Raw genomic sequence first — 24,799 nt, forward strand, 5'->3', positions numbered from 1 at the left:
AGGTCCTGAGAGACAGAGCGGGAATAGTGAGACGGATGAATATAGTTAATATGCTGAAAAAGTTAGGGAATGAGTACAGTAATATGGTCATGGGATGCTGACCATATTACTGGGGATCACTCAGCCCACAGGGAGAGGGTTAGGGGCAACAGCGATTGCCTAATCTCAGGCAACACATCAGTCCCCTCAAGATGGGGTGTTATTTGGTAGGAGGAGTCGCCGTTTTAGCTGGCTTGATTAATCCATCGGCACGGAACATCGCCTTGATACCGCGCACCGCCTGGCGGATACGATCCTGGTTTTCAATCAAGGCAAAACGCACATGGGTATCGCCGTAATCGCCAAAGCCGATCCCTGGCGATACGCACACTTTAGCCTCCGCCAACAGACGCTTGGCGAACTCCAGCGACCCCAAGTGCGCGTAAGGCTCAGGAATTTTTGCCCACACATACATCGAGGCTTTCGGATTCTCTACCATCCAGCCAGCTTCGTGCAGCCCTTTCACCAGCACGTTACGGCGCTGGCGATACTGCTCGGCAATGTCCAACACGCACTGCTGATCGCCTTCCAATGCGGCGATAGCGGCCACCTGCAGCGGCGTAAAGGTGCCGTAGTCGTGGTAGCTTTTAATACGTGCCAATGCGCTAACCAGCTCAGGATTCCCCACCATAAAGCCAATACGCCAGCCGGCCATATTGTAGCTTTTCGACAGGGTGAAGAATTCTACCGCAATGTCTTTGGCTCCCGGCACCTGCATGATCGAAGGCGCTTTCCAGCCGTCATAGACGATATCGGCGTAGGCCAGATCGTGTATCACCAGCACGTCATACTGCTTCGCCAGTACCACTACCCGCTCAAAGAAATCCAGTTCTACACACTGCGCAGTCGGGTTGGATGGGAAGCCCAGGATCATCATTTTTGGCCGCGGAATACTTTCACGAATGGCGCGCTCTAGCTCACCAAAGAAATCCACGCCGTCCACCAGCGGCACGGAACGCACCTGCGCACCGGCGATCACCGCGCCATAGATATGGATCGGGTAACTTGGATTCGGCACCAGCACCGTATCCCCATGATCGAGCGTTGCCAGCATCAGGTGCGCCAGGCCCTCTTTCGAGCCGATGGTCACAATGGCTTCGCTCTCGGGATCGATATCGACCTGATAGCGTTCCTGATACCAGTGCGAAATAGCACGGCGTAGGCGCGGAATACCGCGAGAGGTTGAGTAGCCATGTGTATCATCACGCTGGGCTACGGTACAGAGTTTCTCTACGATATGCGGCGGCGTCGGGCCATCCGGGTTACCCATGCTGAAATCGATAATATCTTCCCCGCGACGGCGTGCAGCCATCTTCAGTTCAGAGGTGATATTAAACACATAAGGGGGCAGGCGTTCGATGCGCGTGAAACGGCGCGGGTTGTTATCAGACATAGTTACCTCGAAGAGACGTTAGCGCCCGGACCATCCGAGCGACGTTGGCCACAGAATGGCCGAACATCGAACATAACTCAGCCTTGTCAGGCTGTCGAGCCCCTCGCATAACAATTTTTTTACCGTTCGGCAGCCGCAAATTCCGTCGCCAACAACCCCAACCGCCAGTCATTACACCACCGGTCCGCCAGGCGGAAATTGTCACGCAGCGTCCCTTCCAGTTGAAAACCACAGCTCTCCAACAGACCCCGTGAGGCTAAATTCCCCTCTGTCACCGTGGCATACACTTTGTGAAACCCGCAGGCATTGAAGGCAAAGTCCAAGATCACGGGCAGCGACTCTTTGCCATAACCTTTCCCCTGCCCTTCCGGCAGGCTGCCAAAGCCCACTTCGGCCTGCTGGCAAGGGGACCACTCAGGGCGAAACCCGGTCATTCCCACCGCTTGACCGCTGCTTTTTTCTCTCATCACCAGGCATAGCCAGCGATCGCAATGCTTATCCCATGTGGGCAAGCGTGCTTCGAAACGTTCGCGGATCTCGTGTTCCGGCAGCGGATCGGCAATGTAACGGATCACCTGGGGATCCTGGAACAGACGTAGGAATAACGGCCAGTCATCCGCGGTTAGCGATGTCAGCAGCAAGCGAGGTGTTTCCAATTTCATCAGGAAAATCTCCGAAAAACGAAAAAGAGGAAGTTACGAATGAAAGATATCCCTTTATTTTCCCCTATTAAATCCAGATAATCATTAACCAGGTTACAACAAAACAGCAACTATATAACGCTACCCTACCACTAACATCCTCGCCCACCGGCGGGCCAAGGAGAACACCATGGCTTCATTACTTATCGATGATGTGCCTACCGCAATAAAAAGCGTCAAGCAGCAGTTACGCCAGGCTTTACCCAACTATCGCGAAGTCTTCCTGGAACTGGAAGACAATATTCGCCAGCAGGTGGAGCAAATCCGTCAGGAACTGGCCAACGGCCAGGACCCGGTGCCGCAGGTGGACGCCGAAGATATTCTGCAACAACGCGTTACCGAACAACAAATTGCCCTGATTAAACAGCGCGGCGTGTGCGCTATTCGAGGCGTATTCCCACGCAGCAAAGCCGAGGCCTGGAATCAGGAGATTGGCGACTATCTCGAACGCAATAACTTCGTCGAGCGGTTAAAAAATGCCGCCGAAGATAACTACTTTGGCAAACTGGCCGCCAGTAAGCCACAGATCTACGGCATTTACTGGTCGAAGCCTCAGGTCGAGGCTCGTCAAGATCAGCGCATGCATGCGGTGCAGGTGTTCCTCAACAGCCTGTGGGCAACCGAGAGCAACGGCAAACAGCACTTTGACCCAACGCGCGTTGCTACCTATGCCGATCGTACCCGCCGCCGTCCGCCAAACTCCTCTTCACTGGGCCTTTCTCCGCATGTGGATAGCGGCACCATCGAACGCTGGTTGGATGAGAATTTCCGCTACGTCTATCGTCACGTGTTCTCCGGCAACTGGCAGCAATACGATCCCTTTGCCGCCGATGGCCGCACCGAAGTGCGCGAGATCGCCTCACCGGCGGTTTGTTCCATGTTCCGCACTTTCCAGGGCTGGACAGCGCTGACGCCGCAACGTACCCATGCAGGAACGCTGAACGTAGTACCGATCGCCAACGCCATGGCCTATATCCTGCTGCGCGCCCTGCAAGACGATGTGGCGGATGACGATCTGTGTGGGGCCGCCCCAGGCCGGGCGTTATCAATCTCGGAACAGTGGCATCCCCTTTTATTAAGTGGGTTATCCCCTATTCCCGATCTGGAGCCGGGAGATACGGTATTCTGGCACTGTGACGTGATCCATTCGGTAGAAAACGAGCATAACGGCGAGTTCGACAGCAACGTGATGTACATTGCCGCCGCGCCGGGTTGCGAGAAGAACGATGCCTATCTGCAACGGCAGTTGCCAAGCTTCCTGTCAGGTAAAAGCCCGGTGGATTTTGCTGCGGATGATTTCGAAGTGGATTTCATTGGCCGCGCCACCGTTGAACTGCTGACGCCGCTCGGCAAGGAACAGTTGGGGTTTAAATAACCCTGATGACCGCGGTGTGCTCCGGCCACCGCGGTCATTGCCACGCTGTGATATACTGTGGTCTCCCGTTCGTCGCAGTGAGCCGCCGTTGTGCACCCTGTTTTTGAAATGTTGTTAGCGGTATTCGATCGTGCCGCCCTGATGTTGATCTGCCTGTTTTTCCTCACCCGCACCCGGCTGTTTCGCCAGCTGTTGCAAAAGGAAGATCATACTCCGCTGGAACTGGCCGCAGTCACGGCCATCTTCTCTCTGTTCGCCCTGTTCAGTACCTATTCTGGCATCAATGTCGAAGGTTCTCTGGTTAACGTACGGGTGATCGCCATCATGGCCGGGGGGATCCTGTTTGGCCCCTGGGTTGGCATCATTACCGGCATTATCGCCGGATTGCACCGCTATCTGATCGATATCGACGGTATCACCTCGGTTCCCTGCCTGATCACCAGCATTATTGCCGGGATCGGCGCCGGTTATATCAACCTGAAGGTGAAGAAAGGCCAGCGCTGGCGTGCCGGGATCTTGGGGGGCATGCTATGCGAATCACTCACCATGCTGCTGATTGTTGTCTGGGCCAAACCCACCGAACTCGGGCTGGATATCGTGTCTAAAATTGCCCTGCCGATGATCCTCGGCACGGTGTGTATCGGCCTGATCGTGCTGCTGGTGCAAAGCGTCGAAGACGAAAAAGAGGTTATTGCGGCACGGCAGGCCAAGCTGGCGCTAGATATTGCCCGCAAAACGCTGCCCTATTTCCGTAATATCAATAGCGAATCGCTGGCCACCATTTGCGAAATTATCCGCCACGATATTAATGCCGATGCGGTCGCCATCACCGATACCCAACAAGTGCTGGCCTACGTTGGCGTGGGAGCAGAACATTACCCACTCGGGCGCGCAGGGCTGAGCCGAGTCACGCTGGAAAGCATCCAGCAGGGCAAAATCATCATCAAAAACAACCTCGAGAACCAGACCGCACCGCAGATCCATTCCCAACTGGTGATCCCGCTATGGGAAAAAGGTGAGGTGACCGGGGCGCTGAAAATTTACTACTGCCATGCCCATCAGATCACTAATACGCTGAAGGTGATGGCGGTTGGCCTGTCGCAGATTATCTCCACCCAGATGGAGGTTTCGCGCATCGAGCATCTGCGCCAAATGGCGGACAAGGCCGAAATGCGCGCGCTACAAAGCAAAATCAATCCGCATTTCCTGTTTAATGCGCTGAACGCCATCTCGTCGTCGATCCGGCTAAATCAGGATACCGCCCGCCAGTTGATCATCAACCTGTCGCGTTACCTGCGCTATAACCTGGAACTGAACGACGAACTGATCGATATCCGTAAGGAACTGCATCAGATCCAGGACTATATCGCCATCGAGCAGGCGCGCTTCGGCAGTAAGCTGACGGTGATTTATGACATCGACGACGATATTGCCGTACGCATCCCTAGCTTGCTGATCCAGCCGCTGGTGGAAAATGCCATCGTGCACGGTATTCAACCCTGTAAAGGGAAAGGCGTGGTGGTGATCTCGGTGAAAGATCGGGGCGATCGCGTCAGGATTTCGGTGAAAGATACTGGCAACGGCATCGATCCGCTGGTGATCGAACGCGTTGAACGCAATGAAATGCCTGGCCACAATATCGGCCTGCTCAATGTGCACCACCGGGTTTCCCTGCTGTACGGTGAAGGATTACGCATCCGACGGCTGGAGCCGGGAACGGAGATCGCCTTCTACGTCACCAAAAACGGCAATAAACTGCATAGCGAAAACAGCCCACAACCTGCCGGGGAACAACTATGAAAGCCATCATTGTGGAAGATGAGTTTCTCGCCCAGCAAGAGCTGACTTATCTGATTAACAAACACAGCAATATCACCATCGAAGCCACCGTTGAAGACGGCTTGGACGTGCTGAAATATCTGCAAACCCATCAGGTTGACGCCATTTTCCTCGATATCAATATTCCGTCGTTAGACGGCGTATTGTTGGCACAGAACATCAGCAAGTTTGCGCATCGTCCGTCAATCGTGTTTATCACTGCCTATAAAGAGCATGCGGTGGAGGCGTTTGAGATCGAGGCGTTCGACTATATCCTCAAGCCGTATCATGAGGCACGCATCATCACCATGCTGCAAAAGCTGGAGGCATTGCATAACCGACCAGCGCAGACGCCAGAGCCTAGCGCACCGGCGAATCGTACCAGCCACAGCATTAACCTGATCAAAGACGAGCGCATCATCGTCACGGAGATCAACGACATCTACTACGCCGCCGCCGATGAGAAAGTCACGCGGGTGTATACCCGGCGCGAAGAGTTTGTAATGCCGATGAATATCACCGAGTTTTACCAGCGGCTGCCGGAAGAGTTTTTCTTCCGCTGCCACCGTTCGTATTGCGTCAATCTATCCAAGATCCGGGAAATCGTTCCCTGGTTCAACAACACCTATATTCTGCGGCTGAGCGATCTGGATTTTGAAGTCCCGGTCAGCCGCAGCAAGGTCAAAGCGTTTCGCCAACTGATGCGGTTATAGTTACCAGCGTGGGCCTCGCGGGCCGTGTTCCCGTTGGTAATAGCGTGGCGGTGGTGGTGGCATGCGGTAATAACGTGGGCCATCACGCCATTCACGACGTGGGGGGCCGTAATAAACCGCCCTTGGCGGTGGGCCGTAATATCCGCGTGGGCCATAATGCTCGTGCCACCAGCGCGGTTCACGCCAGCGATAACCATCCCAGTAATGGCCACGGTCATCACGATCGCCAATATGCAGCGACATTCCAGGCACGTTGATGCCGACAGAAATATCCGCATGGCTCACCGCAGGCAATGAAAGCGGCAACAACGCAGCCAATAACAACAGCACTTTTTTCATCAGGTCTCTCCCAGAGCATGGAACGGATCCATTTACCGATCACAGTAGTTCCGCACCGGTACGTTCTCTATAGGACGAAAGCCCAATTACGCCTTTCAGGCATATCCTTCACAATTACCACACAGTTTGCCGCAGCGCTTTGGCCATCTTTCTGACATATCTTTGATGTAGATCACGCCCGGCAGGCCGCATTCCAACGGCTTTTTAGCCCTTATTCGGCAACTCATGCAGAGATAACGGCATTTCATTCCTCGGCAGCGGCAGTTCATTCCCGATCCGCCATTGGCAACGATCGCCCCCTTTATAATAAGCCCATACCGCAGGGCTCTGGTTGCCTTGCTAATTTTGCCAATGGGCAACGCCAATACAGGAAGGAGACCGGCCATGAACAGCAAACCGGCAAATCGCAGCTTAATCGTTCTCGGCACCATCATCTGCCAGATGGGCCTCGGCACTATCTATACCTGGAGCCTGTTCAACCAGCCGCTGGTAGACAAGTTCCACTGGGGCCTTGGCGATGTCGCTACTACCTTCTCGATCACCAGCTTCTTCCTGGCCTTCGCCACGCTGTTCGCCGGTAAGCTGCAAGAACGTTTTGGTATTCGTAATCTGACGCTGGTTTCCGGCGTGCTGGTCGGCCTGGGGCTGATTGCCAGTGCCCACGTGCAATCGCTGGATATGATTTATCTGTTAGCGGGCGTGGTGGTCGGTTTTGCGGTGGGTATCGCTTACATCTCTACCCTGTCCAACCTGATCAAATGGTTCCCGGACAACAAGGGGCTGATTTCCGGCATCTCCGTCGGGGCGTTCGGCAGCGGCAGCCTGTTGTTCAAATACGTTAACGCCGCCCTGATTAGCGGTGCCGGTGTCTCTGCCGCCTTCTTCTACTGGGGCGTGATCGTGATGGCGCTGATTGTGCTGGGTTCCATGTTGCTCAAAGAACCGGTACAGGTTAACCAACAGGCTAACCACGGTACGCTGGGCAACGATTACACCGTGCGCCAGATGCTGGCCAGCAAAGAGGCCTATATGCTGTTCGTGATTTTCTTCGCGGCCTGCATGAGCGGCTTGTATCTGATTGGTATCGTTAAAGACATGGGCGTACAGCTGGCCGGGATGGATTTGGCCACCGCCGCCAACACCGTTTCCGCCGTAGCAATCTTCAATACCGCAGGCCGCATCATTCTAGGCACCCTGTCCGATAAAGTAGGTCGTATGCGCGTCATCAGCTTCACCATGCTGGTCACTATTCTGGCGATTGCCGCACTGAGCTTCGTGACGCTGAGCCATACGCTGTTCTTTATCTGCGTCGGCGCGGTTGCCTTCTGTTTCGGTGGCAACATTACCGTCTTCCCGGCGATTGTCGGTGACTTTTTCGGCCTGAAAAACCACAGCAAAAACTACGGCATCATTTATCAGGGCTTTGGTCTGGGCGCGCTGGCTGGGTCGTTTGTGGCCAACCACTTCGGCGGCTTCCACGCGACTTTCATGGTGATGGGTGTGCTGTCGGTGATTTCACTGCTGATTACCCTGTTTATCAAAGCGCCGAAAGCGGTTGAGCAGGAAGAAGAGTCTCACGCAGAGCCTGTGTTGGCCAAAGCCAACGGCTAAGAGGCGAGTAAAAAAAAGGGCGCTGCCAAACCGGTAGCGCCTTTTTTTATTGTGTTGATTACAGATGCATACCCAGCGTCTGCCGCAGATGAGCGCCAGCCCCCAGCAGCCCCGGTTGGGAATGGGTGATCATAAACACCGGAATTTCTCGCACGTAGTCTTTAAAGCGGCCCTTGTCTTCAAAAGCAGCGCGGAACCCGGAGGCCTTGAAGAACTCCATAAAGCGCGGCACGATGCCCCCGGCGATATACACCCCGCCAAACGTCCCCAGATTCAACGCCAGGTTGCCGCCAAACCGACCCATGATCACGCAGAACAGGGACAGGGCACGGCGGCAATCGGTACAGCTGTCCGCCAGCGCGCGCTCGGTGATATCTTTGGGTTGCAGCTTCTCCGGCAGGCGCTTGTCTGCCTTGACGATGGCACGGTACAGATTCACCAGCCCAGGGCCAGACAGCACGCGTTCCGCAGAGACGTGCCCCACTTCGCCACGCAGCACCTCCAGGATGATGTCCTCCTCTTCACTGTTCGGTGCAAAATCTACGTGACCACCTTCACCCGGCAAACTCACCCAACGACGGTTTACGTGTACCAGGTGTGATACCCCCAGCCCCGTACCCGCACCGTAAACGGCAATCGGTCTATCCTTTTGCGCTTTGCCCCCGCCAAACTGCAACACGTCATCTTCGGACAGCATCGGAATCGCCATCGAAACCGCAGTAAAATCGTTAATCACTTCCAGGTGCTTTAAGCCCAGGTTCTCTTTCATCGCTTTGATAGAGAAGGCCCAGGTGTGATTGGTCATGGCGACCCAATCCTCGGTTACCGGGCAGGCGATGGCGATACAGGCATCCTGAACCTCCAGTTGCAGCTCGGCCAGGTATTGGCGGATCACCGCTTCCAGGCTATCGAACTCCAGACCAGAATAGGTTTTCGCCTGGGCGATCTCGCCCGTCTCGACAGTGCACAGCGCCAGGCGGGCATTGGTGCCGCCAACATCACCTACGAGGGCATAGGTCATCGGTGTTTCTCCCTAAAATGAAAAATGCGAAATTGGGTACACTGTAAAATCACGCCGCCCAAACAACAATCGGCATTCTGCGGCCCGCTGCTCAATAGCGATCCGGATCACAAAAAACGTTTCAGCCAGACCCTATTTCACCGATTTATACCGTCGGTTACAGATTGGTGCAAAAAACATGAGATGAAAGCGATCGCGTGCGGCTACCATTAGCGAAATCGCTCCGTTGGAGCTATATACTATGCAAACCATTTCTCTGAGGCCTGGCGATTCTGCTGGCTTTACTCTCTGTTTTCCCTGCCAATCAGGGACGTGACAACAAGGGATCCCGCATGCTGCATCCGCGCGCCAATGCTATGTTGGCCTTCGCCCTGCCCGCGATCGTTATCGGTTCCGCCTCCAGCCTGATCCTTATCTTGCTGATGGAAAGTGCCAACGTGCTGCAGAATTGGCTGTGGGTTCGCCTCCCGGATCTGCTCAATATCGATAGCCATTCCCCTTGGTGGACCATCGGCATGCTTACACTGACCGGTATCGCCGTTGGGCTAATCGTACGCTTCGTGCCGGGCCATGCCGGGCCAGATCCGGCTACCGAATCACTGATCGGCATGCCTTTGCCGCTGGCCGCCGTGCCGGGGTTGGCGTTAGCCTTGATGGTGGGCCTGGCGGGTGGCGTCAGTTTGGGGCCGGAAAACCCGATCACCGCCATCAATATTGCCCTGGTGGTCGCACTGGGTGCCAGGTTATTGCCAAAGGTGCCGAAGATGGATTGGATCATCCTCGCTGCCGCTGGCACGATTGGCGCAATGTTTGGTACACCGGTTGCCGCCGCTCTGATTTTCTCGCAAACGCTAGGGGGAAATAACGAAGTCCCCTTGTGGGATCGGCTGTTTGCCCCGCTGATGGCCGCTGCCGCCGGTGCCGTCACTACCCAGATGTTCTTTACCCCGAACTTTACCCTACAGCTTGATGCTTACAATGTGACCCGGCTACGCGATATCTTCAGCGGCTCGGTGGTCGCGCTGATCGCTATTGCCCTGGGGATGGTGGCGATCTGGTGCTTCCCACGCATGCACCACATGTTCCATTCGCTGAAAAACCCGGTATTGATGCTCGGGCTAGGTGGCCTGCTGCTAGGTATCCTTGGGGTCATTGGCGGAGATATCACCCTATTCAAAGGGTTGGATGAGATGAAACTGTTGGTGGTCGACGGCAGTTTCACCACCAGCCAACTGCTGGTGATCACTCTGACCAAGCTGGCCGCCCTGGTGGTCGCAGCGGCGTGCGGATTCCGCGGCGGGCGTATTTTCCCGGCGGTATTTATCGGCGTCGCGCTGGGGTTGATGTTGCATCAGCATGTCCCGGCGGTTCCGGCAGCGATCACCGTTTCCTGTGCCATTATGGGGTTGGTGCTGGTGGTAACTCGCGACGGCTGGCTGAGCCTGTTTATGGCCGTAGCGGTGGTGCCAGAGCTGCACCTGTTACCGATACTGTGTATTGTAATGTTGCCCGCCTGGTTGATGCTGGCGGGCAAACCTTTGATGCTGGTAGTAAAATACCAGCCTCCACATGAAGACTAGGCCAGAGCATACTCGGCAGCGGCATGCGCATGAATGGCCGTGGTGTCGAACACCGGCACGGTGGCATCTTGTGCGCTAACCAACAGGCCAATTTCAGTGCAGCCAAAGATGATCCCCTCGGCGCCCTGCTGTTCCAGCTTGGCAATAATCCGGCGATATTCATTGCGTGAAGTATCAACGATTTTGCCCAGGCATAGCTCTTCATAAATGATGCGGTGTACGATATCGCGATCGGCAGCATCCGGCGTAACTACGTCGATAGCAAATTTGTCCTGCAAACGCCCACGGTAAAAATCCTGTTCCATGGTAAAGCGCGTGCCGAGCAAGCCGATACGGCGGATATTTTGCTGGCGTACCTGCAATGCTGTGGCATCGGCAATATGGATCAGCGGCAGGCCGCTGGCCTGTTCCACCGCATCAGCTACCTTATGCATAGTGTTGGTACAAATCACAATGGCCTCGGCACCGGCAGCACGCAGCGAAGCGGCGGCCGCTGCCAGCAAACGACCAGCGCCTTCCCAATCACCTTGGTGCTGCAAGCGCTCCACTTCATGAAAATCCACGCTGTAGAGCACGATTTTGGCTGAATGCAGGCCACCAAGCCGCTGTTTCACCTGCTCGTTGATCATTCGGTAATAGGGGATGGTGGATTCCCAACTCATCCCGCCCAATAATCCCAACACTTTCATTCGGTTCTCCTTGGCTGTGACTCACTATCAACCAGACATTACCCGAGAACGACCTGACTGACGAAGCAATTATTTGCTGTGCGAACTGCTAACCTTCGCCTGGCGCGGCTCAAACCAACGCTGGCGCAGGGTATCGTAGACCCAGTTATACGCCATGGTATAAGGCAGGAAGAACAGGAAGAAACCGATCTCCAGCACAAAAGCCTGCCACAACGAAATATTGAGCATAAAGGCGGCTATCGGCAGACCAATCAGTACAAACCCGGCTTCAAAGCCAAAGGCGTGGCCAATACGCACTTTCAGCGTTCTGACCACTCGGCTCACCGGCCACAGCCGATCAAAGATCGAGTTATAGACGATGTTCCACAGCATGGCGACGGTAGATAACATGACCGCCAGCGCCCCGACCTGCGCCATCGAGCGGTTAAGCAGCCACGCCCCCAAAGGGGCACAGATCATCACGGCGATAGCTTCGAACCCCACGGCGTGAACGATACGTTCAACCAACGACTTGTTTTGCAACTGCATACTTCACCTGTTTTGTGACCGTTATTGAAAATGTCAGGTGATTATCATCGGTTTTTTGCGTAGATTAAAAATAGGTTCCATCGATAAAGTAGATACATCATGCGCTATTCCCCAGAAGCCCTACTGGCCTTTGTTGAGGCTGCCGCGTTAGGCTCGTTTTCTGCTGCCGCACGCAGACTGCGCAAAAGCCAGTCCACCATCAGCACCGCCATTGCCAATCTGGAGGCGGACCTTGGGCTGACGCTGTTCGATCGCCAGGCGCGCCAGCCTGTATTGACGGAAGCTGGCCGCAAGGTGCTGGGCCACGTGCAGGAAATCCTCGCAGCCAGCGAGCGACTCGATGCGCTGAGCATCCGCTTGGGGGACAATATCGAACCGCGACTAACCATCGTATTTTCCGATACCTATCAACCCAACCATCACGATAACCTGCTGAAACATTTCGAGCGGCGTTATCAGGATATTGAGCTGGAATGCATGATCGCCGAAGGGGAGGATGTACTGGATCTGCTACAGACTGGCCGCGCTCACCTGGGGATGCTGGCGGTACAACCTAACTATCCCCCCGAGATTGCCGTCTCCAGGCTACCAGAACAGACTGAGATGGGGCTGTTTGTCGCTCATGACCATCCGCTGACCCGTCTCCCGGCCCTGACACAGGCCCACCTTGCCAGCAGCCGCCAACTTTACCTCAACACCTATACCAGTAACAACGCAACCAAACCGCGCGGGCGAACCTGGTCGGCGCCCAGTTATCTGATGCTGTTGGAGATGGCGGAACAAGGGGCGGGTTGGGCGATACTACCGCACTGGCTGGTCAAACAGTACGGGCGGCAACGTCTGACAGAGCTGAAAATGCGTGGCTGGCCGCAAACCATCTCGGTCGACGCCGTATGGTCCAAGCTTACCCCGCCGGGGCCGGCGGGGCTGTGGTTATTGGATCGCTTACTGGAAAACGCTGCCGATCAAGCCGCCGCATTACGCAATTGAATAGCCCGCGACACGCAATCGAGCAGTTCGGGTATGTCCATTTTCGGCAACACTACCTCGATAAAGGCCAGTTGATCGCTACCACCGACCTCATCAAGCGCCGCACGCAACTGCTCAGATTCGGTGACGCGCAGGCATTTCAACTGACGATCGAGCGAAAAAGCCTGCGATAACCGCGTCCAATTCCATTGCGCGATATCGTTATAGCGCTGTTCTGGCCCGTGGATGGCTCGCTCGATGGTGTAACCGTCATTATTCAGCAGCAAAATCACTGGCTTTTGCCCATCGCGCAACATGCTGCCCAACTCCTGCACGGTAAGCTGAGCGGCTCCATCGCCAATCAATAATATAACCCGACGCTGAGGCTCAGCAGTCTGCGCGCCAAATGCAGCCGGTAAGGTATAGCCGATCGAACCCCATAAGGACTGTACGATAAACCGGCACCCCTGCGGCAGCGTCAACGATGCCGCGCCAAAGCAGGCGGTGCCCTGCTCAGCAATCAGGATATCTCCCGGCTGCAAGAAGTCTTGGATTTGCCGCCAGAAACCATGTTGATCCAGACCGCTGGCACTCGGCTCCGGCAATGCTGGCCGTTTTATCGACGGCAGCGGCCACTTGCTGGCTAACGATAACGTCAGTTGGTGCAGAGCCTTCACGGCTTCGCGCATAGGGATTTGGCTGAATACCTGCTGGCCTACACGCGCCTCGAACGGCTGAATATCGATGCATTTATCCACCGGCAGGTTATGACTAAAACCGGCGGTGATGGCATCGGTGAAACGCACCCCAACGTTAATCACCACATCGGCACCCTCAATCTGCTGCTTGACCTGCGGATCGCTGACGGCTCCGGCATAGGTTCCGGTGAAGCAGGCATGAGTTTCATTCAACACGCTTTTGCCTAACAACATTGTTGAATGGGGAATATTGACCTCATTCATCCATTGTTCCAGCACGAGTTCGGCACCGAAGCGTTCGGCCAGAAAATCCGCCAGCAGGGAAACCCGATGGGCGGCCTGCAGTTTTGCCCGTGCGGCAGCGATAAATGCCTGTAGGGAAACGTCGGACAGATTGGGTTGACGCAACACCAAAGGTGCCGGACGCGAAGCCAACGGCGCTTCAGCAACGTCACTTGGTAACAGCAGGTACACCGGGCGGCGCTCGTAGAGTGCGGTGGTCAATAGGCGATCGATTTCCGCTTCCGCATTGCTGGCCGTCAGGCTGGCCTGGGCGATGGTTACCTCTTTCGCCATACGAGCAAAATGGCCGAAGTCCCCATCCCCCAACGAATGGTGCAGCAAATCCCCGGCACGCTGTGCTCGCAAAGCCGGGGCGCCAACAATGTGGATCACCGGTAGGTACTCGGCATAGCTGCCGGCAATGCCGTTTATCGCACTTAATTCACCCACACCAAAGGTGGTCAACAGTGCCGCGGCTGGCTTACAGCGGGCATAACCATCGGCAGCATAGGCGGCGTTTAGCTCGTTGGCGCAGCCTACCCAGGTTATCTGCTGATGATCAATAACATGATCGAGAAACTGCAGGTTGTAATCTCCCGGTACGCCAAAAAAGTGGCGAATGCCAATCTGGGCTAACCGATCGAGAAGGTAATCTGCCACCGTATAGCTCTTGCTCATGATCATCACCTAGGTAACGGAAGAATGGTTAGCATTAAGTATTAGAGATTTAGCCGAAATCTCGAACTTTATCACCAGAGATGAACTGGAAACTCTGCTTTACATCTACGCACCAGCAGCATGCAGCAGGGATCATCCATAAGCAGTTTGAATAAATGGCGAACAATTAGCGTGATCTCACACTCTGACAACCCATGTGGAAGCGCATACACTGAATACCCTTCCCCGCTGTCGATGAGGATCTTATGGTTTATCAAGCTGAGCCTGCCCGCTACCAGAATATGGAATATCGCCGTTGCGGACGCAGCGGGCTGCAACTGCCGGCCGTTTCACTCGGTATGTGGCACAACTTTGGCGATAGCACGCTGTATGACAATGCACGCAATCTGGTGCATCGTGCCTTCGATCTTGGCATTACCCACTTCGATCTGGCCAATAACTACGGGCCACCGCCGGGTTCTGCAGAGGAGAATTTCGGCCGCATTTTGCATCAGGATCTCCAGCCTTATCGCGATGAGTTGATTATCTCCTCCAAAGCGGGCTACACCATGTGGCCTGGCCCCTACGGTGACTGGGGATCGAAGAAATACCTGGTCGCCAGCCTGAACCAGAGCCTGCAACGCATGCAGCTCGACTATGTGGATATCTTCTACCATCACCGCCCTGACCCGGATACGCCGCTGGAAGAAACCATGGCGGCGTTGGATTTGATAGTCCGCCAAGGGAAAGCGCTGTATGTCGGATTATCGAATTACCCGGCCGAACGGGCGCGGCAGGCATTTGCCATTCTGCAGCAGCTTGGCACTCCTTGTGTGATCCACCAGCCAAAGTACTCGATGTTTGAACGCTGGGTCGAACCCGAGTTGCTGGATACGCTGGAAGAACATGGCGTAGGGTCCATCGCCTTTTCGCCGCTGGCCGGAGGCATACTGACAGATCGCTATTTGCAAGGCATTCCGCCTGATTCCCGCGCAGCGAGCGGTAGCCGATCCCTCACTCCCGAACAGATTACCGAAACGAAACTGCAAAAGGTTCGCCAACTGAACGCGCTAGCAGAGCAGCGTGGCCAAAAGCTTTCGCAGATGGCGCTAGCGTGGGTGTTGCGTAACGATCGCGTCACTTCCGTTTTGATCGGTGCTAGCAAAGTCAGCCAGATTGAAGATGCGGTCGGTATGTTGGCCAACCGTAAATTCAGCGCAGAAGAGATCGCCAAGATAGAGCAGATCCTGATGTAATCGCTTACAAGCCGCCGGTAGGGTATCGGCGGTTTTCTCACCGTTCTCCTCAGATAACTCCCAATCCCCGGTGTTCTCCATGGCTTTCAGAATTTGCCCAAAGGCGCGGTCGCTCCACGGCGTTAACATCTCTCAGATAAATACCTCAGGGATTTTACGCACAGCGTTAAAGAACGAGGGATAACAACCGTTTGCATGGCCAAAACCTATAACGATGAACGTGCTTCATTATCGGTATTCGGCCAAGGGAGCCTAAATGTTTAAACCTCTGTTTACCGCAGCCATTCTGGCGGCGCTTTTCATGCCCATCGCCCACATCGCCCATGCCAGCAGCGTCAATATTGATTTGCTGCCGGGGGTCTCGCTGCAGATTGGTGACCAGGACAAACGCGGCAATTACTGGGACGGTTACGATTGGCGCGATCGCGATTGGTGGCATGGCCATCAGGGGCGTGATTTAGGGGAGCGCAGCCGCCGTGGCTACTATTGGGATGGCTATCGCTGGCGGGACCGCGATTACTGGCATAAAAATTATTACTACCATGATGGCCGCTACCGCAAGGCTGATAAATATTATTACAAACAGTATAAAAAGCAGCACCATAAGAATAAGCACCATCACAAAAATAATCATCACGATCATGATGATTGACCCCTCACCCCAACCCTCTCCCACAGGGAGAGGGAGCTGTCTGGAGCTTTTGATTAGCTCGTACTGCTTCGGAAAGTGATGTAAGAAGAAAAAAGGCTGAGTAAAGGATGCTAAGTGTTCAACATGCCCCCGGTCTATACACTCCCACAGGGCGAGGGAGCTGTTCGGTATAGTAATCAGGTGCAGAAGTCAGTCTGTAGCACGTTTAACCCCTCTACATAAGCTAGGGTGAGAGGAACGATCCTAAAGCAAGTTACTGATCAGCAGATAACCGTTGAGCCCAACCACCACCAACACAATCAGTTTACCGAGATTCTGGATTAGACGACCGTTGACCATATCCCCCATCAGTTCACGGTTGCCGGTAAACGCCAGCAGCGGCACCAACGCCAGGGCGATACCAAAGCTCAGCAGCACCTGGCTCAAAACCAGAATACGCGTCGCATCCATCCCCATCATGATGACAATAAACGATGGCATCATGGTGACCACCCGCCGTACCCAGATAGGGATATAGAAGCGGACAAAGCCCTGCATCACCACCTGCCCCGCCAAGGTGCCTACCACGGTAGAAGAAAGACCTGCTGCAACCAGGCTCAGGCCAAAAATGGTGGCCGCCGCATTGCCGAGCAACGGCTGCAACGTCAGGTAAGCTTGGTCAAGATCGGTAATGCCGCTGTGGCCGTTGAAATGGAATGCGGCAGCGGCGGTGGCCATCATCGCCAGGTTAACAAAACCGGCAATGGTCATGGCGATCGCCACGTCCAGCTTGGTGGCCGAATAACGTTCGGCTTTAGAGTCTTTACCGGCAGTCTGCGTCAGCGAGGAGTGCAAATAAATCACATGCGGCATGATGGTTGCCCCTAACACCCCCGCAGCAAGAAACACCGCGTCACCATTCGGCAAATCCGGGATCGCCATCCCTCTAATCAACCCACTCAACTGCGGCTGAGAAAATACCAGCTCCACGATATAGGCCATTGCCACAAACAGCAGCAGGCCGCCAATCACCAGTTCCAGCGGCTTTTGCCCGCGTTTTTGCAGCATCAGGATCAGGAAGGTGGCAATGCCGGTGAGGACTGCCCCCTGCAACAACGTTACTCCCAGCAGCAGTTTGAAACCGATCGCGGCACCGATAAACTCGGCCAAGTCAGTGGCCATCGCGATAATCTCCGCCTGCACCCAATAAGCCCAGACGGCCGGGCGCGGGAAGCGATCGCGGATATGCTCAGCAAGGTTTTTACCGGTAGCGATGCCGAGTTTGGCAGACAGCAATTGGATCAGCATCGCCATGACGTTGGCCCATACCACCACCCACAGCAGCGTGTAACCAAAAGAAGCGCCAGCTTGAATATTAGTGGCAAAATTACCGGGGTCGATATAGCCGATGGCGGCGATAAAGGCAGGCCCCATCAGAGAAAGTTTGATCTTTCTGGACGGGCGGCTGGAGGAAGTATTGTTAACCGCGCGACTGTTCAGCATAGCGAAAACCCTTACTAATTTAGCTCACCTTCATCTTTACTTAAGTGATAATGATTATCAAGTGCATTTGCAGCGATAATGGTTATCTCTGCGATAGCCAAAAACGAAGGTTTTATCGAACAGATCGCATGAAATCCTGGCGTTTCCATCTACTCTAGATCACAAGGTTCAGAGCGGATCACGCTTGATAATAAAAATAGCACAAAAATGCCACGAACACGCATATTTATTAACATCTTGATCTTTGGTGCTTTGCCGTCATAGATTAGGACTATCTCCACTATGATTTTCCATATTTGCTATGAATGTCTCGTTTTTAAACTTGGCGTTACATAAAATGACAACCGAAATTCAGCCTGCCTCAAATTTGGAGCAAACATGTCCCATATTGCGCACTTTGCGTTAGCGTTAGTGGTGGTTGCAATCCTGGCCCTGTTAGTGTGCCGCGATCGTAAAAACATCCGCATCCGCTATGTTATTCAGTTGTTGGTTATTGAAGTGTTACTGGCCTATTTCTTCCTGAACTCGGAAGCAGGTTTAGGCTTTGTAAAAGGCTTTGCAGCAATGTTCGACAAGTTGCTCGGGTTTGCGGGGCAAGGGACTGATTTTGTGTTCGGCGGGATGGGTGACAAAGGTCTGGCCTTCTTCTTCCTGAAGGTGCTGTGCCCAATCGTGTTCATCTCTGCCCTGATCGGTATTCTGCAATACATCAAAGTGCTGCCGTTTATCATCCGCATCATCGGGACCGTGCTGTCTAAAGTGAACGGTATGGGTAAACTGGAATCCTTCAACGCCGTCAGTTCGTTGATCCTGGGCCAGTCTGAGAACTTCATTGCCTACAAAGATGTGCTGGGCAAGATGTCAGAAAAACGCATGTACACCATGGCCGCTACCGCGATGTCGACAGTTTCCATGTCCATCGTTGGCGCATACATGACCATGCTGGATGCCAAGTATGTCGTGGCGGCACTGGTACTGAACATGTTCAGCACCTTTATCGTCCTGTCACTGGTCAACCCTTATGACACCAGTAAAGAAGAAGAGCTGCACCTCGGCAATCTGCACGAAGGCCAAAGCTTCTTTGAAATGCTGGGTGAATACATTCTGGCAGGCTTCAAGGTGGCGATTATCGTTGCCGCGATGCTGATTGGCTTTATCGCCCTGATTGCCGCGCTTAACGGCCTGTTCAGCGCCATCTTCGGCCTGAGCTTCCAGGAAATCCTGGGTTACTTCTTCTATCCATTTGCCTGGGTCCTTGGCGTGCCTAAGCATGAAGCGTTACAGGTTGGCAGCATCATGGCGACCAAGCTGGTTTCCAACGAATTCGTTGCCATGATGGAACTGCAGAAAATCGGTGCTGAGCTGTCTCCACGCAGCATGGGTATCCTGTCCGTGTTCCTGGTGTCCTTCGCCAACTTCTCTTCTATCGGTATCGTAGCCGGTGCGATTAAAGGGTTGAACGAGCATCAGGGCAACGTGGTTTCACGTTTCGGCCTTAAGCTGGTTTACGGCTCTACCCTGGTTAGCCTGCTGTCAGCGGCCATCACAGGCTTGGTTCTGGGCTAACAGCTTTAGCACCGACAAGTTCTAGTCTTAAGACGCCCGATGAAGTTTATCGGGCGTTTTTTATTTGATGCCGATAAAGCATGCGATTCTATTTTTTGAGGAGGACATAGTTATTGCTGGCATGACGCTCAGAAAATCTTACTGCCATTCAAGTATGCGGTTGAAAAGTAAGCTTGCAATGTCTTGCTTTTGGGACAACATCGCGTGGACGTAAATCCGCGTATCCTCTTTGCCAAACGTGGTGCTATAGAGCACTCGGTATCCGTCAGCTGTATTACATTCCCGGTATTTAGCGCACCCAAGAGCTAGCAATTCATCACAGACAGGACTTCCTTCAGGAAAAACACCGGTTTTCTCTTCAAACTCAACCAATGCTCTTTTTATAGCCGGTTTCGGGTCAATCTGGTGAGAGCGCAAAAAATACGCGATGGTTTGCATCGTCATTTTCGCGGTCCCTGAATAAATGAAAGTTACCGCTTTCGCAGTCATCAGAGTGAATCCAAGATTTGTTCACGGGAGAAGGTTCGCCCTAGCTCAATATCTTTCTCAGACAGCGTCATAAGCTTGAGCAAAGCAATACTTTCATCCCTGCGCATACGATCTCCGTAGGACTCGATAACATAAGCAGGAAGACCGTTTTGCGTCACAATCAAAGGTTCCGACAGATCGAGCTTGGCGGCATTTTGTTTCAGATAGCTGATAGTTTCTGTTTTCATAATGTCTCCAGCAGTAAATTATTGCCAGTAAAAGACCAAATATAGTCTATATAAAAACTGATAACAACAATTCAGTCCAGAGGTAAAGCCTTAGAATGCAAAAAGCCGACCCTTGGGTCGGCTTTTCAAATGGTGGTGGAGCTAGACGGGATCGAACCGTCGACCTCTTGCATGCCATGCAAGCGCTCTCCCAGCTGAGCTATAGCCCCACAAAAGTGGTACGCGTTAACCGTGCGTTACGGTATTCCCCAACCTTCCTGAGATAAAAGGTTGGTGGAGCTAGACGGGATCGAACCGTCGACCTCTTGCATGCCATGCAAGCGCTCTCCCAGCTGAGCTATAGCCCCAATCCACAATCACGAAATCCTGTGAACGGTGCGCATGATATGAAACCCCAGAAACCCTGTCAACGGCTAAATTGAATTCCTCGATCAAGCGCTGAAAAAGCCGCCAAATCAGCGCGTTTAATGCTAAAAAACCGCCGCTTTGGGTACAAAACAAACCGGCAAGAAAAAAGCCCCGCGAATCGCTTCGCAGGGCTTTGTCGGTTTAGCGGGCAACTAACGGTCAGGCTTGCGCTTCGCGCTCGGCAATATAAGCCAACGCCTGATCAATACGCTTGAGGGAGCGAGCCTGGCCGATAGCATGTACGGTAACGTCCATGCCCGGTGACTGGCCAGCGCCAGTGACCGCGACGCGCAGTGGCATCCCTACTTTGCCCATACCCACGCCCAGTTCGTCTGCAGTGCCCTGAATGGCGTCGTGCACGTTCTCTGGCGTCCAGTTGGTAATAGCGGCCAATTTGGCGCGTACGGCTTCCAGCGGCTGGCGTGCGACCGGACGCAGGTGTTTCTTCGCCGCATCGGCGTCAAACTCGCTGAAGTCCTGGTAGAAGTAATGGCAAGACTCCGCCATCTCCTTGAGGGTTTTACAACGCTCGCCCAGCAGTTTGACCAGATCTTTCAATTCTGGACCGTTGCGGGTTTCAATCCCCTGCTGCTCAACATGCCATGCCAGATACACCGCCACTTCTTCCGCTGGCATATGGTTAATGTAGTGATGGTTCAACCACTGCAGCTTTTCAGTGTTGAAGGCGCTGGCGGATTTGTTGATCGCATCCAGAGTGAAGAACTCTTTCATCTCATCAATAGAGAAGATTTCCTGATCGCCATGGGACCAGCCCAGACGCACCAGATAGTTCAACAACGCCTGCGGCAGGTAGCCGTCATCGCGGTATTGCATCACGCCAACGGCACCGTGGCGTTTAGACAGTTTTTTACCGTCATCACCCAGGATCATCGACACGTGAGCATATTCCGGCACCGGTGCCCCCAGCGCTTTCAGGATGTTGATCTGGCGCGGCGTGTTGTTGATATGGTCTTCACCACGGATCACGTGGGTGATTTCCATATCCCAGTCATCGATCACTACGCAGAAGTTATAGGTTGGCGCACCGTCGGTACGGCGAATGATCAGATCGTCCAGCTCCTGGTTGCTGAATTCGATCGGGCCACGGATTTTATCGTCGAAGATGACCGAACCTTCCTGCGGGTTACGAAAACGCACTACGTGTGGCTCATCGGCAGTGTGGCTGCACTGGCTATCGCGGCAATGGCCGTCATAGCGTGGCTTCTCGCCGTTTTCCATTTGCTTCTCGCGCAGCGCTTCCAGGCGTTCTTTCGAGCAATAGCACTTATAGGCCGTTCCCTGTTGCAGCATGTCATCAATCACCGCGTTGTAGCGATCGAAACGCTTGGTCTGGAAGTACGGGCCTTCATCCCAATCCAGGTTTAACCAGTTCATGCCATCCATAATTGCGTCGATAGCTTCCTGGGTTGAACGTTCGAGATCGGTATCTTCGATACGCAATACAAACTCACCGCCGAAATGGCGGCTGAACAACCAGGAATAGAGCGCAGTACGGGCGCCGCCGACGTGCAGATAGCCGGTCGGGCTTGGGGCGAAACGGGTTTTGATTTTCATTGGGTTCACTGCCTTATTACGCAACGCGTGTCAGCGGAGTGCCGACGATTGCTCGGAATGTAAAATAGTGGACGACATTCTACCACTCCATGCTAATTCCTCAACGCCGACGCGCTATCGGCCACTACGCTTTGCGGCCCACTACGCAGGATACTGTGCAAAGAATCGTCCTGGTCGGCGATAAATATCGCATCCTGTCTAAATTTGCGGCGAACGATTGAAATCATTTTAAAAACCGTTGACTCACTTTCAACTATCCCTATAATGCGACTCCAACAAGACGGGGTGATTAGCTCAGTTGGTAGAGCATCTCCTTTACACGGAGGGGGTCGGCGGTTCGAGCCCGTCATCACCCACCATCTTGTTAACGCAGTAAAAAATGAGAACAATGAGGGTGATTAGCTCAGTTGGTAGAGCATCTCCTTTACACGGAGGGGGTCGGCGGTTCGAGCCCGTCATCACCCACCATCATTCTCTCATTGGGTAGTATCTGGAAGTCCTGAAGTGGGTGATTAGCTCAGTTGGTAGAGCATCTCCTTTACACGGAGGGGGTCGGCGGTTCGAGCCCGTCATCACCCACCATTTCAGCTTCAGAAAGCAGTACACCACATTCGTGGGTCGTTAGCTCAGTTGGTAGAGCAGTTGACTTTTAATCAATTGGTCGCAGGTTCGAATCCTGCACGACCCACCACCATTTAGAAAAAGGCGCCTTTAGGCGCCTTTTTCGCATATGTGCTCCCCACAACAGTGCCATCTCCTTCACCACATACGCAAAGAAGGGTCGTGTGGGTGAGAACCTGCGTTCAGGTTCGAGTCTCGCTTGCGAGACAACGGCGGCGGCCGGTCATCCTGCACGACCCACCGTACAGGTGCCAAATGCTCGCCCCCTGCTACTCTTTTGACCTACCTGGCAACCGCCCCCTTAGCCCACGGTGATGTCCCCTCACCCTAACCCTCTCCCACAGGGAGAGGGAACAGTCCGTGCTACCGGTTATTCCGCCATTAACCTAGCCGCCGCAAAGAAATAAATACTTTAAAGGCAATTAGTTACTAACTATCAAAAACAAAAAGGGAGCCCAACTCGGCTCCCTACGGTTTTAACGCATTGGCAATAACTCAAGCCGCCAACGTCGCCCCACCATCGATCACAATATCCTGCATCGTGATATGGCTAGCCCGGTCAGACGCCAGGAACAGAATCGCATCGGCAATCTCCTGCGGTTGGGCAATCTTGCCCAACGGGATCCCCAACTTAAACTGGTCGGGGAAACCCTTGATCATATTGCTTTCTCCGTGTTCATCCTGCCACATCCCGCGCAGCATCGGGGTATTGGTCGAACCGGGGGAAACCAGGTTACTGCGTACACCATAAGGCGCCATTTCCAACCCCACGGTTTGGCACAGGCTGCGCATAGCGGCCTTGGAGGCGCAGTAGGCCGCCATGCCAACACGTGGCACATGGGCCGCGTTAGAGGCAATGCTCACGATGGCCCCCTGCTTCTGACGGCGGAACACCGGCAAGGTATGACGGAACAGGTTAAAGGCACCACCGGCGTTCACCGCCATGCAGGCCAGCCAGTCCGCATTGCTGGTTTCATCGGTCAGCCCCATGCGCAGAACGCCAGCCCCATTGACCAACACGTCCAACCGCTCATGTTCCGCCAATAAACGCTGACAAACGCTCTCTACCGCATCGGCATCAGTGATATCCAGTACCTCGGTGCGGAACGGGTAGTCCAGATCGCCAAAATGCAGATCGAAGCCGATAACCTCGGCCCCACTCTGTGCAAATGCCAATGCGGTTTGATAACCAATCCCCGCCCCGGCACCGGTCACCCAAACGCGTTTACCACTAAATTCCTGTTCTCTACCCATCAGGATTTCCTCTCGGAAAGCAACGCCCACCAGCTATCGATCGTCGGTGATTTGGCCAGCGCGATAAAATCGATATCTTCACGAATTTTACGCCAGCGGGTTGCCAACTCCATGATACGCACCGAGTCCAGACCGTAATCGATCAAGTTTTCATCATTGCCGATGTCTTCGCTATCTTCATCGAGCAATGGGATAATTTGCTGGCGCAACGCATCGATGCTGGCAATACCAGGGAGCAGATCGGCGGTAGTCACCACCCGACCACAGCGCCCGGCGGTGTAACGCAGGGCCATCAGATGTTCCTCACGGGAGAAGTCCGCCAGACCGTCGGCCACCATAAACGGCTTGATGTTACGCATAAAGGCGTCGATAGCCGTGGTCATACAGCCAATATGCGCGTAAACGCCGCAGATAATCAGCTGATCGCGCCCACTTTCTTGCAGGATCTCTTGCAGCGGCGAGCGGTGGAACGCGCTGTAACGCCACTTCACCAACACCGTGTCGTCAGCATCCGGCGCCAATTCGCTGACCACCGCCTGCTGATCTGGGTGCTTGTTCAGCCCCGGCCCCCACATATCATTCAACAAGGCACGGTCTTCATCGCTTTGCTGATTAGGCTGCGCGGTATAAAACACCGGGATACCCTGCTGCTTGCAGTAGCGGCGCAGAGCGGCGATGTTCTCGACCACCTGTGTGATCAGCGGGCTATCTTCACCCCAGAAATTGAGGAAATATTGCTGCATGTCGTGGATCAGCAGTGCTGCGCGCTGTGGCTCGAAGGCCCAGTTAACCTTGTTAACCGGCAGTTCGCTCGGCGTTGGCAACGCATAATCGTTAAGTTTAGGGATCGCCATGA

Annotated in this window: 23 protein-coding genes and 6 tRNA genes; 13 read left to right on the top strand and 16 right to left on the bottom strand. The window is 54.0% G+C overall.

The window, feature by feature from the left end:
* Window positions 1–199 precede the first annotated feature (199 nt).
* On the bottom strand, window positions 200–1,432 hold the full coding sequence (gene alaC / locus ACMV5H_RS08605) for an alanine transaminase (RefSeq protein ID WP_115159892.1): 1,233 nt from the start codon (window positions 1,430–1,432) through the stop codon (window positions 200–202).
* Window positions 1,433–1,551: 119 nt separating this feature from the next.
* Window positions 1,552–2,094 (bottom strand): GNAT family N-acetyltransferase, encoded by a 543-nt coding sequence (locus ACMV5H_RS08610; RefSeq protein WP_021807020.1) that lies wholly within the window; start codon window positions 2,092–2,094, stop codon window positions 1,552–1,554.
* Window positions 2,095–2,263: 169 nt separating this feature from the next.
* On the opposite strand from ACMV5H_RS08610, the gene ACMV5H_RS08615 reads away from it, so the two are divergent.
* The 3 genes from ACMV5H_RS08615 to ACMV5H_RS08625 all read left to right on the top strand — a co-directional run bounded on the left by ACMV5H_RS08615 (window position 2,264) and on the right by ACMV5H_RS08625 (window position 6,039).
* Entirely contained in the window at window positions 2,264–3,508 is a 1,245-nt protein-coding gene (locus ACMV5H_RS08615) for a DUF1479 domain-containing protein (protein WP_021807021.1), read from the top strand.
* A gap of 108 nt (window positions 3,509–3,616) precedes the next feature.
* Complete coding sequence (locus ACMV5H_RS08620; RefSeq protein WP_115159893.1) at window positions 3,617–5,308, top strand: sensor histidine kinase; 1,692 nt, start codon at window positions 3,617–3,619, stop codon at window positions 5,306–5,308.
* Window positions 5,305–6,039 carry a LytR/AlgR family response regulator transcription factor gene (locus ACMV5H_RS08625; RefSeq protein WP_414821706.1) on the top strand — a complete coding sequence of 245 codons (735 nt, stop codon included), beginning with the start codon at window positions 5,305–5,307 and terminating at the stop codon, window positions 6,037–6,039. Before ACMV5H_RS08620 ends, ACMV5H_RS08625 begins: the two co-directional genes overlap by 4 nt.
* Here the strand turns inward: ACMV5H_RS08625 and ACMV5H_RS08630 are convergent, their stop codons facing one another.
* A complete protein-coding gene (locus tag ACMV5H_RS08630; protein WP_179251715.1) occupies window positions 6,040–6,378 on the bottom strand; it encodes a DUF2502 domain-containing protein in 339 nt (112 codons plus the stop codon).
* Window positions 6,379–6,762: 384 nt separating this feature from the next.
* Here ACMV5H_RS08630 and ACMV5H_RS08635 point away from each other — a divergent pair, with 384 nt between their 5' ends.
* The gene (locus tag ACMV5H_RS08635) at window positions 6,763–7,989 is read left to right on the top strand and encodes an OFA family MFS transporter (RefSeq protein WP_024486104.1); all 1,227 of its coding nucleotides are present in this window, start codon (window positions 6,763–6,765) and stop codon (window positions 7,987–7,989) included.
* Window positions 7,990–8,047: 58 nt separating this feature from the next.
* Here the strand turns inward: ACMV5H_RS08635 and glk are convergent, their stop codons facing one another.
* Complete coding sequence (gene glk / locus ACMV5H_RS08640) at window positions 8,048–9,010, bottom strand: glucokinase (RefSeq protein WP_021807027.1); 963 nt, start codon at window positions 9,008–9,010, stop codon at window positions 8,048–8,050.
* A 332-nt stretch (window positions 9,011–9,342) separates the two neighbouring features.
* Here glk and ACMV5H_RS08645 point away from each other — a divergent pair, with 332 nt between their 5' ends.
* Window positions 9,343–10,590 (top strand): ion channel protein, encoded by a 1,248-nt coding sequence (locus ACMV5H_RS08645; protein ID WP_179251714.1) that lies wholly within the window; start codon window positions 9,343–9,345, stop codon window positions 10,588–10,590.
* On the opposite strand, the gene ACMV5H_RS08650 is transcribed toward ACMV5H_RS08645, so the two are convergent.
* Both ACMV5H_RS08650 and ACMV5H_RS08655 read right to left on the bottom strand, forming a co-directional pair.
* Window positions 10,587–11,279, bottom strand: coding sequence for an aspartate/glutamate racemase family protein (locus ACMV5H_RS08650; protein ID WP_209524214.1), 693 nt, complete (start codon window positions 11,277–11,279; stop codon window positions 10,587–10,589). The genes ACMV5H_RS08645 and ACMV5H_RS08650 overlap by 4 nt on opposite strands.
* Before the next feature lie 69 nt (window positions 11,280–11,348).
* The gene (locus ACMV5H_RS08655; protein WP_021807030.1) at window positions 11,349–11,807 is read right to left on the bottom strand and encodes a multidrug/biocide efflux PACE transporter; all 459 of its coding nucleotides are present in this window, start codon (window positions 11,805–11,807) and stop codon (window positions 11,349–11,351) included.
* A 99-nt stretch (window positions 11,808–11,906) separates the two neighbouring features.
* On the opposite strand from ACMV5H_RS08655, the gene ACMV5H_RS08660 reads away from it, so the two are divergent.
* On the top strand, window positions 11,907–12,797 hold the full coding sequence (locus ACMV5H_RS08660; RefSeq protein WP_115159901.1) for a LysR family transcriptional regulator: 891 nt from the start codon (window positions 11,907–11,909) through the stop codon (window positions 12,795–12,797).
* Here ACMV5H_RS08660 and ACMV5H_RS08665 read toward each other — a convergent pair.
* The gene (locus tag ACMV5H_RS08665) at window positions 12,773–14,434 is read right to left on the bottom strand and encodes an alpha-keto acid decarboxylase family protein (protein ID WP_414821707.1); all 1,662 of its coding nucleotides are present in this window, start codon (window positions 14,432–14,434) and stop codon (window positions 12,773–12,775) included. The two genes, ACMV5H_RS08660 and ACMV5H_RS08665, sit on opposite strands and share 25 nt — an antisense overlap.
* A gap of 245 nt (window positions 14,435–14,679) precedes the next feature.
* Here ACMV5H_RS08665 and mgrA point away from each other — a divergent pair, with 245 nt between their 5' ends.
* Entirely contained in the window at window positions 14,680–15,669 is a 990-nt protein-coding gene (gene mgrA, locus ACMV5H_RS08670) for an L-glyceraldehyde 3-phosphate reductase (RefSeq protein ID WP_414821708.1), read from the top strand.
* 256 nt (window positions 15,670–15,925) lie between these two features.
* The gene (locus tag ACMV5H_RS08675) at window positions 15,926–16,321 is read left to right on the top strand and encodes a DUF2502 domain-containing protein (RefSeq protein ID WP_414821709.1); all 396 of its coding nucleotides are present in this window, start codon (window positions 15,926–15,928) and stop codon (window positions 16,319–16,321) included.
* A 243-nt stretch (window positions 16,322–16,564) separates the two neighbouring features.
* Here ACMV5H_RS08675 and ACMV5H_RS08680 read toward each other — a convergent pair whose 3' ends face one another.
* Complete coding sequence (locus ACMV5H_RS08680; protein ID WP_021807035.1) at window positions 16,565–17,803, bottom strand: Nramp family divalent metal transporter; 1,239 nt, start codon at window positions 17,801–17,803, stop codon at window positions 16,565–16,567.
* Window positions 17,804–18,181: 378 nt separating this feature from the next.
* On the opposite strand from ACMV5H_RS08680, the gene ACMV5H_RS08685 reads away from it, so the two are divergent.
* Window positions 18,182–19,369, top strand: a complete 1,188-nt coding sequence (locus tag ACMV5H_RS08685) for a NupC/NupG family nucleoside CNT transporter (RefSeq protein ID WP_021178662.1) — start codon at window positions 18,182–18,184, stop codon at window positions 19,367–19,369.
* A gap of 138 nt (window positions 19,370–19,507) precedes the next feature.
* On the opposite strand, the gene ACMV5H_RS08690 is transcribed toward ACMV5H_RS08685, so the two are convergent.
* From ACMV5H_RS08690 to ACMV5H_RS08715, 6 genes are all read right to left on the bottom strand, one after another.
* Window positions 19,508–19,813 (bottom strand): type II toxin-antitoxin system RelE/ParE family toxin, encoded by a 306-nt coding sequence (locus ACMV5H_RS08690; protein ID WP_223500180.1) that lies wholly within the window; start codon window positions 19,811–19,813, stop codon window positions 19,508–19,510.
* A gap of 44 nt (window positions 19,814–19,857) precedes the next feature.
* Entirely contained in the window at window positions 19,858–20,085 is a 228-nt protein-coding gene (locus ACMV5H_RS08695; protein WP_021178663.1) for a type II toxin-antitoxin system Phd/YefM family antitoxin, read from the bottom strand.
* A 133-nt stretch (window positions 20,086–20,218) separates the two neighbouring features.
* Window positions 20,219–20,294 (bottom strand) — tRNA-Ala (locus tag ACMV5H_RS08700).
* Window positions 20,295–20,356: 62 nt separating this feature from the next.
* Window positions 20,357–20,432 (bottom strand) — tRNA-Ala (locus tag ACMV5H_RS08705).
* A gap of 220 nt (window positions 20,433–20,652) precedes the next feature.
* Entirely contained in the window at window positions 20,653–22,068 is a 1,416-nt protein-coding gene (gltX, locus tag ACMV5H_RS08710; protein WP_059201432.1) for a glutamate--tRNA ligase, read from the bottom strand.
* A gap of 92 nt (window positions 22,069–22,160) precedes the next feature.
* Window positions 22,161–22,295 carry a hypothetical protein gene (locus ACMV5H_RS08715; RefSeq protein ID WP_021178665.1) on the bottom strand — a complete coding sequence of 45 codons (135 nt, stop codon included), beginning with the start codon at window positions 22,293–22,295 and terminating at the stop codon, window positions 22,161–22,163.
* 56 nt (window positions 22,296–22,351) lie between these two features.
* Between ACMV5H_RS08715 and ACMV5H_RS08720 the strand changes: the two genes are divergently transcribed.
* The 4 genes from ACMV5H_RS08720 to ACMV5H_RS08735 all read left to right on the top strand — a co-directional run bounded on the left by ACMV5H_RS08720 (window position 22,352) and on the right by ACMV5H_RS08735 (window position 22,759).
* Window positions 22,352–22,427 (top strand) — tRNA-Val (locus ACMV5H_RS08720).
* Window positions 22,428–22,460: 33 nt separating this feature from the next.
* A tRNA-Val gene (locus ACMV5H_RS08725) sits at window positions 22,461–22,536 on the top strand.
* A 38-nt stretch (window positions 22,537–22,574) separates the two neighbouring features.
* A tRNA-Val gene (locus ACMV5H_RS08730) sits at window positions 22,575–22,650 on the top strand.
* Between the two features lie 33 nt (window positions 22,651–22,683).
* Window positions 22,684–22,759, top strand: a tRNA-Lys gene (locus tag ACMV5H_RS08735).
* A 425-nt stretch (window positions 22,760–23,184) separates the two neighbouring features.
* Here the strand turns inward: ACMV5H_RS08735 and dhbA are convergent.
* Together dhbA and ACMV5H_RS08745 are read right to left on the bottom strand one after the other, a co-directional pair.
* Window positions 23,185–23,943, bottom strand: a complete 759-nt coding sequence (gene dhbA, locus ACMV5H_RS08740; protein WP_021807038.1) for a 2,3-dihydro-2,3-dihydroxybenzoate dehydrogenase — start codon at window positions 23,941–23,943, stop codon at window positions 23,185–23,187.
* Window positions 23,943–24,797 carry an isochorismatase gene (locus tag ACMV5H_RS08745; RefSeq protein WP_115159907.1) on the bottom strand — a complete coding sequence of 285 codons (855 nt, stop codon included), beginning with the start codon at window positions 24,795–24,797 and terminating at the stop codon, window positions 23,943–23,945. The genes dhbA and ACMV5H_RS08745 overlap by 1 nt, the downstream gene beginning before the upstream one ends.
* Window positions 24,798–24,799: the final 2 nt, after the last annotated feature.

The sequence above is a fragment of the Serratia sp. N21D137 genome (assembly GCF_047530005.1).
GTDB classification, from domain to species: Bacteria; Pseudomonadota; Gammaproteobacteria; order Enterobacterales; family Enterobacteriaceae; genus Chania; species Chania fonticola_B.

Coding starts and splice junctions, on each gene's coding strand:
- ACMV5H_RS08665 (WP_414821707.1), bottom strand. CDS start 14,434: ATGAGCAAGAGCTATACGGTGGCAGATTACCTTCTCGATCGGTTAGCC.
- ACMV5H_RS08745 (WP_115159907.1), bottom strand. CDS start 24,797: ATGGCGATCCCTAAACTTAACGATTATGCGTTGCCAACGCCGAGCGAA.
- ACMV5H_RS08620 (WP_115159893.1), top strand. CDS start 3,617: ATGTTGTTAGCGGTATTCGATCGTGCCGCCCTGATGTTGATCTGCCTG.
- ACMV5H_RS08695 (WP_021178663.1), bottom strand. CDS start 20,085: ATGAAAACAGAAACTATCAGCTATCTGAAACAAAATGCCGCCAAGCTC.
- ACMV5H_RS08660 (WP_115159901.1), top strand. CDS start 11,907: ATGCGCTATTCCCCAGAAGCCCTACTGGCCTTTGTTGAGGCTGCCGCG.
- ACMV5H_RS08680 (WP_021807035.1), bottom strand. CDS start 17,803: ATGCTGAACAGTCGCGCGGTTAACAATACTTCCTCCAGCCGCCCGTCC.
- ACMV5H_RS08645 (WP_179251714.1), top strand. CDS start 9,343: ATGCTGCATCCGCGCGCCAATGCTATGTTGGCCTTCGCCCTGCCCGCG.
- dhbA (WP_021807038.1), bottom strand. CDS start 23,943: ATGGGTAGAGAACAGGAATTTAGTGGTAAACGCGTTTGGGTGACCGGT.
- mgrA (WP_414821708.1), top strand. CDS start 14,680: ATGGTTTATCAAGCTGAGCCTGCCCGCTACCAGAATATGGAATATCGC.
- ACMV5H_RS08650 (WP_209524214.1), bottom strand. CDS start 11,279: ATGAAAGTGTTGGGATTATTGGGCGGGATGAGTTGGGAATCCACCATC.
- ACMV5H_RS08635 (WP_024486104.1), top strand. CDS start 6,763: ATGAACAGCAAACCGGCAAATCGCAGCTTAATCGTTCTCGGCACCATC.
- ACMV5H_RS08655 (WP_021807030.1), bottom strand. CDS start 11,807: ATGCAGTTGCAAAACAAGTCGTTGGTTGAACGTATCGTTCACGCCGTG.
- ACMV5H_RS08685 (WP_021178662.1), top strand. CDS start 18,182: ATGTCCCATATTGCGCACTTTGCGTTAGCGTTAGTGGTGGTTGCAATC.
- ACMV5H_RS08675 (WP_414821709.1), top strand. CDS start 15,926: ATGTTTAAACCTCTGTTTACCGCAGCCATTCTGGCGGCGCTTTTCATG.
- ACMV5H_RS08610 (WP_021807020.1), bottom strand. CDS start 2,094: ATGAAATTGGAAACACCTCGCTTGCTGCTGACATCGCTAACCGCGGAT.
- ACMV5H_RS08615 (WP_021807021.1), top strand. CDS start 2,264: ATGGCTTCATTACTTATCGATGATGTGCCTACCGCAATAAAAAGCGTC.
- glk (WP_021807027.1), bottom strand. CDS start 9,010: ATGACCTATGCCCTCGTAGGTGATGTTGGCGGCACCAATGCCCGCCTG.
- ACMV5H_RS08690 (WP_223500180.1), bottom strand. CDS start 19,813: ATGACGATGCAAACCATCGCGTATTTTTTGCGCTCTCACCAGATTGAC.
- ACMV5H_RS08715 (WP_021178665.1), bottom strand. CDS start 22,295: ATGATTTCAATCGTTCGCCGCAAATTTAGACAGGATGCGATATTTATC.
- ACMV5H_RS08630 (WP_179251715.1), bottom strand. CDS start 6,378: ATGAAAAAAGTGCTGTTGTTATTGGCTGCGTTGTTGCCGCTTTCATTG.
- ACMV5H_RS08625 (WP_414821706.1), top strand. CDS start 5,305: ATGAAAGCCATCATTGTGGAAGATGAGTTTCTCGCCCAGCAAGAGCTG.
- gltX (WP_059201432.1), bottom strand. CDS start 22,068: ATGAAAATCAAAACCCGTTTCGCCCCAAGCCCGACCGGCTATCTGCAC.
- alaC (WP_115159892.1), bottom strand. CDS start 1,432: ATGTCTGATAACAACCCGCGCCGTTTCACGCGCATCGAACGCCTGCCC.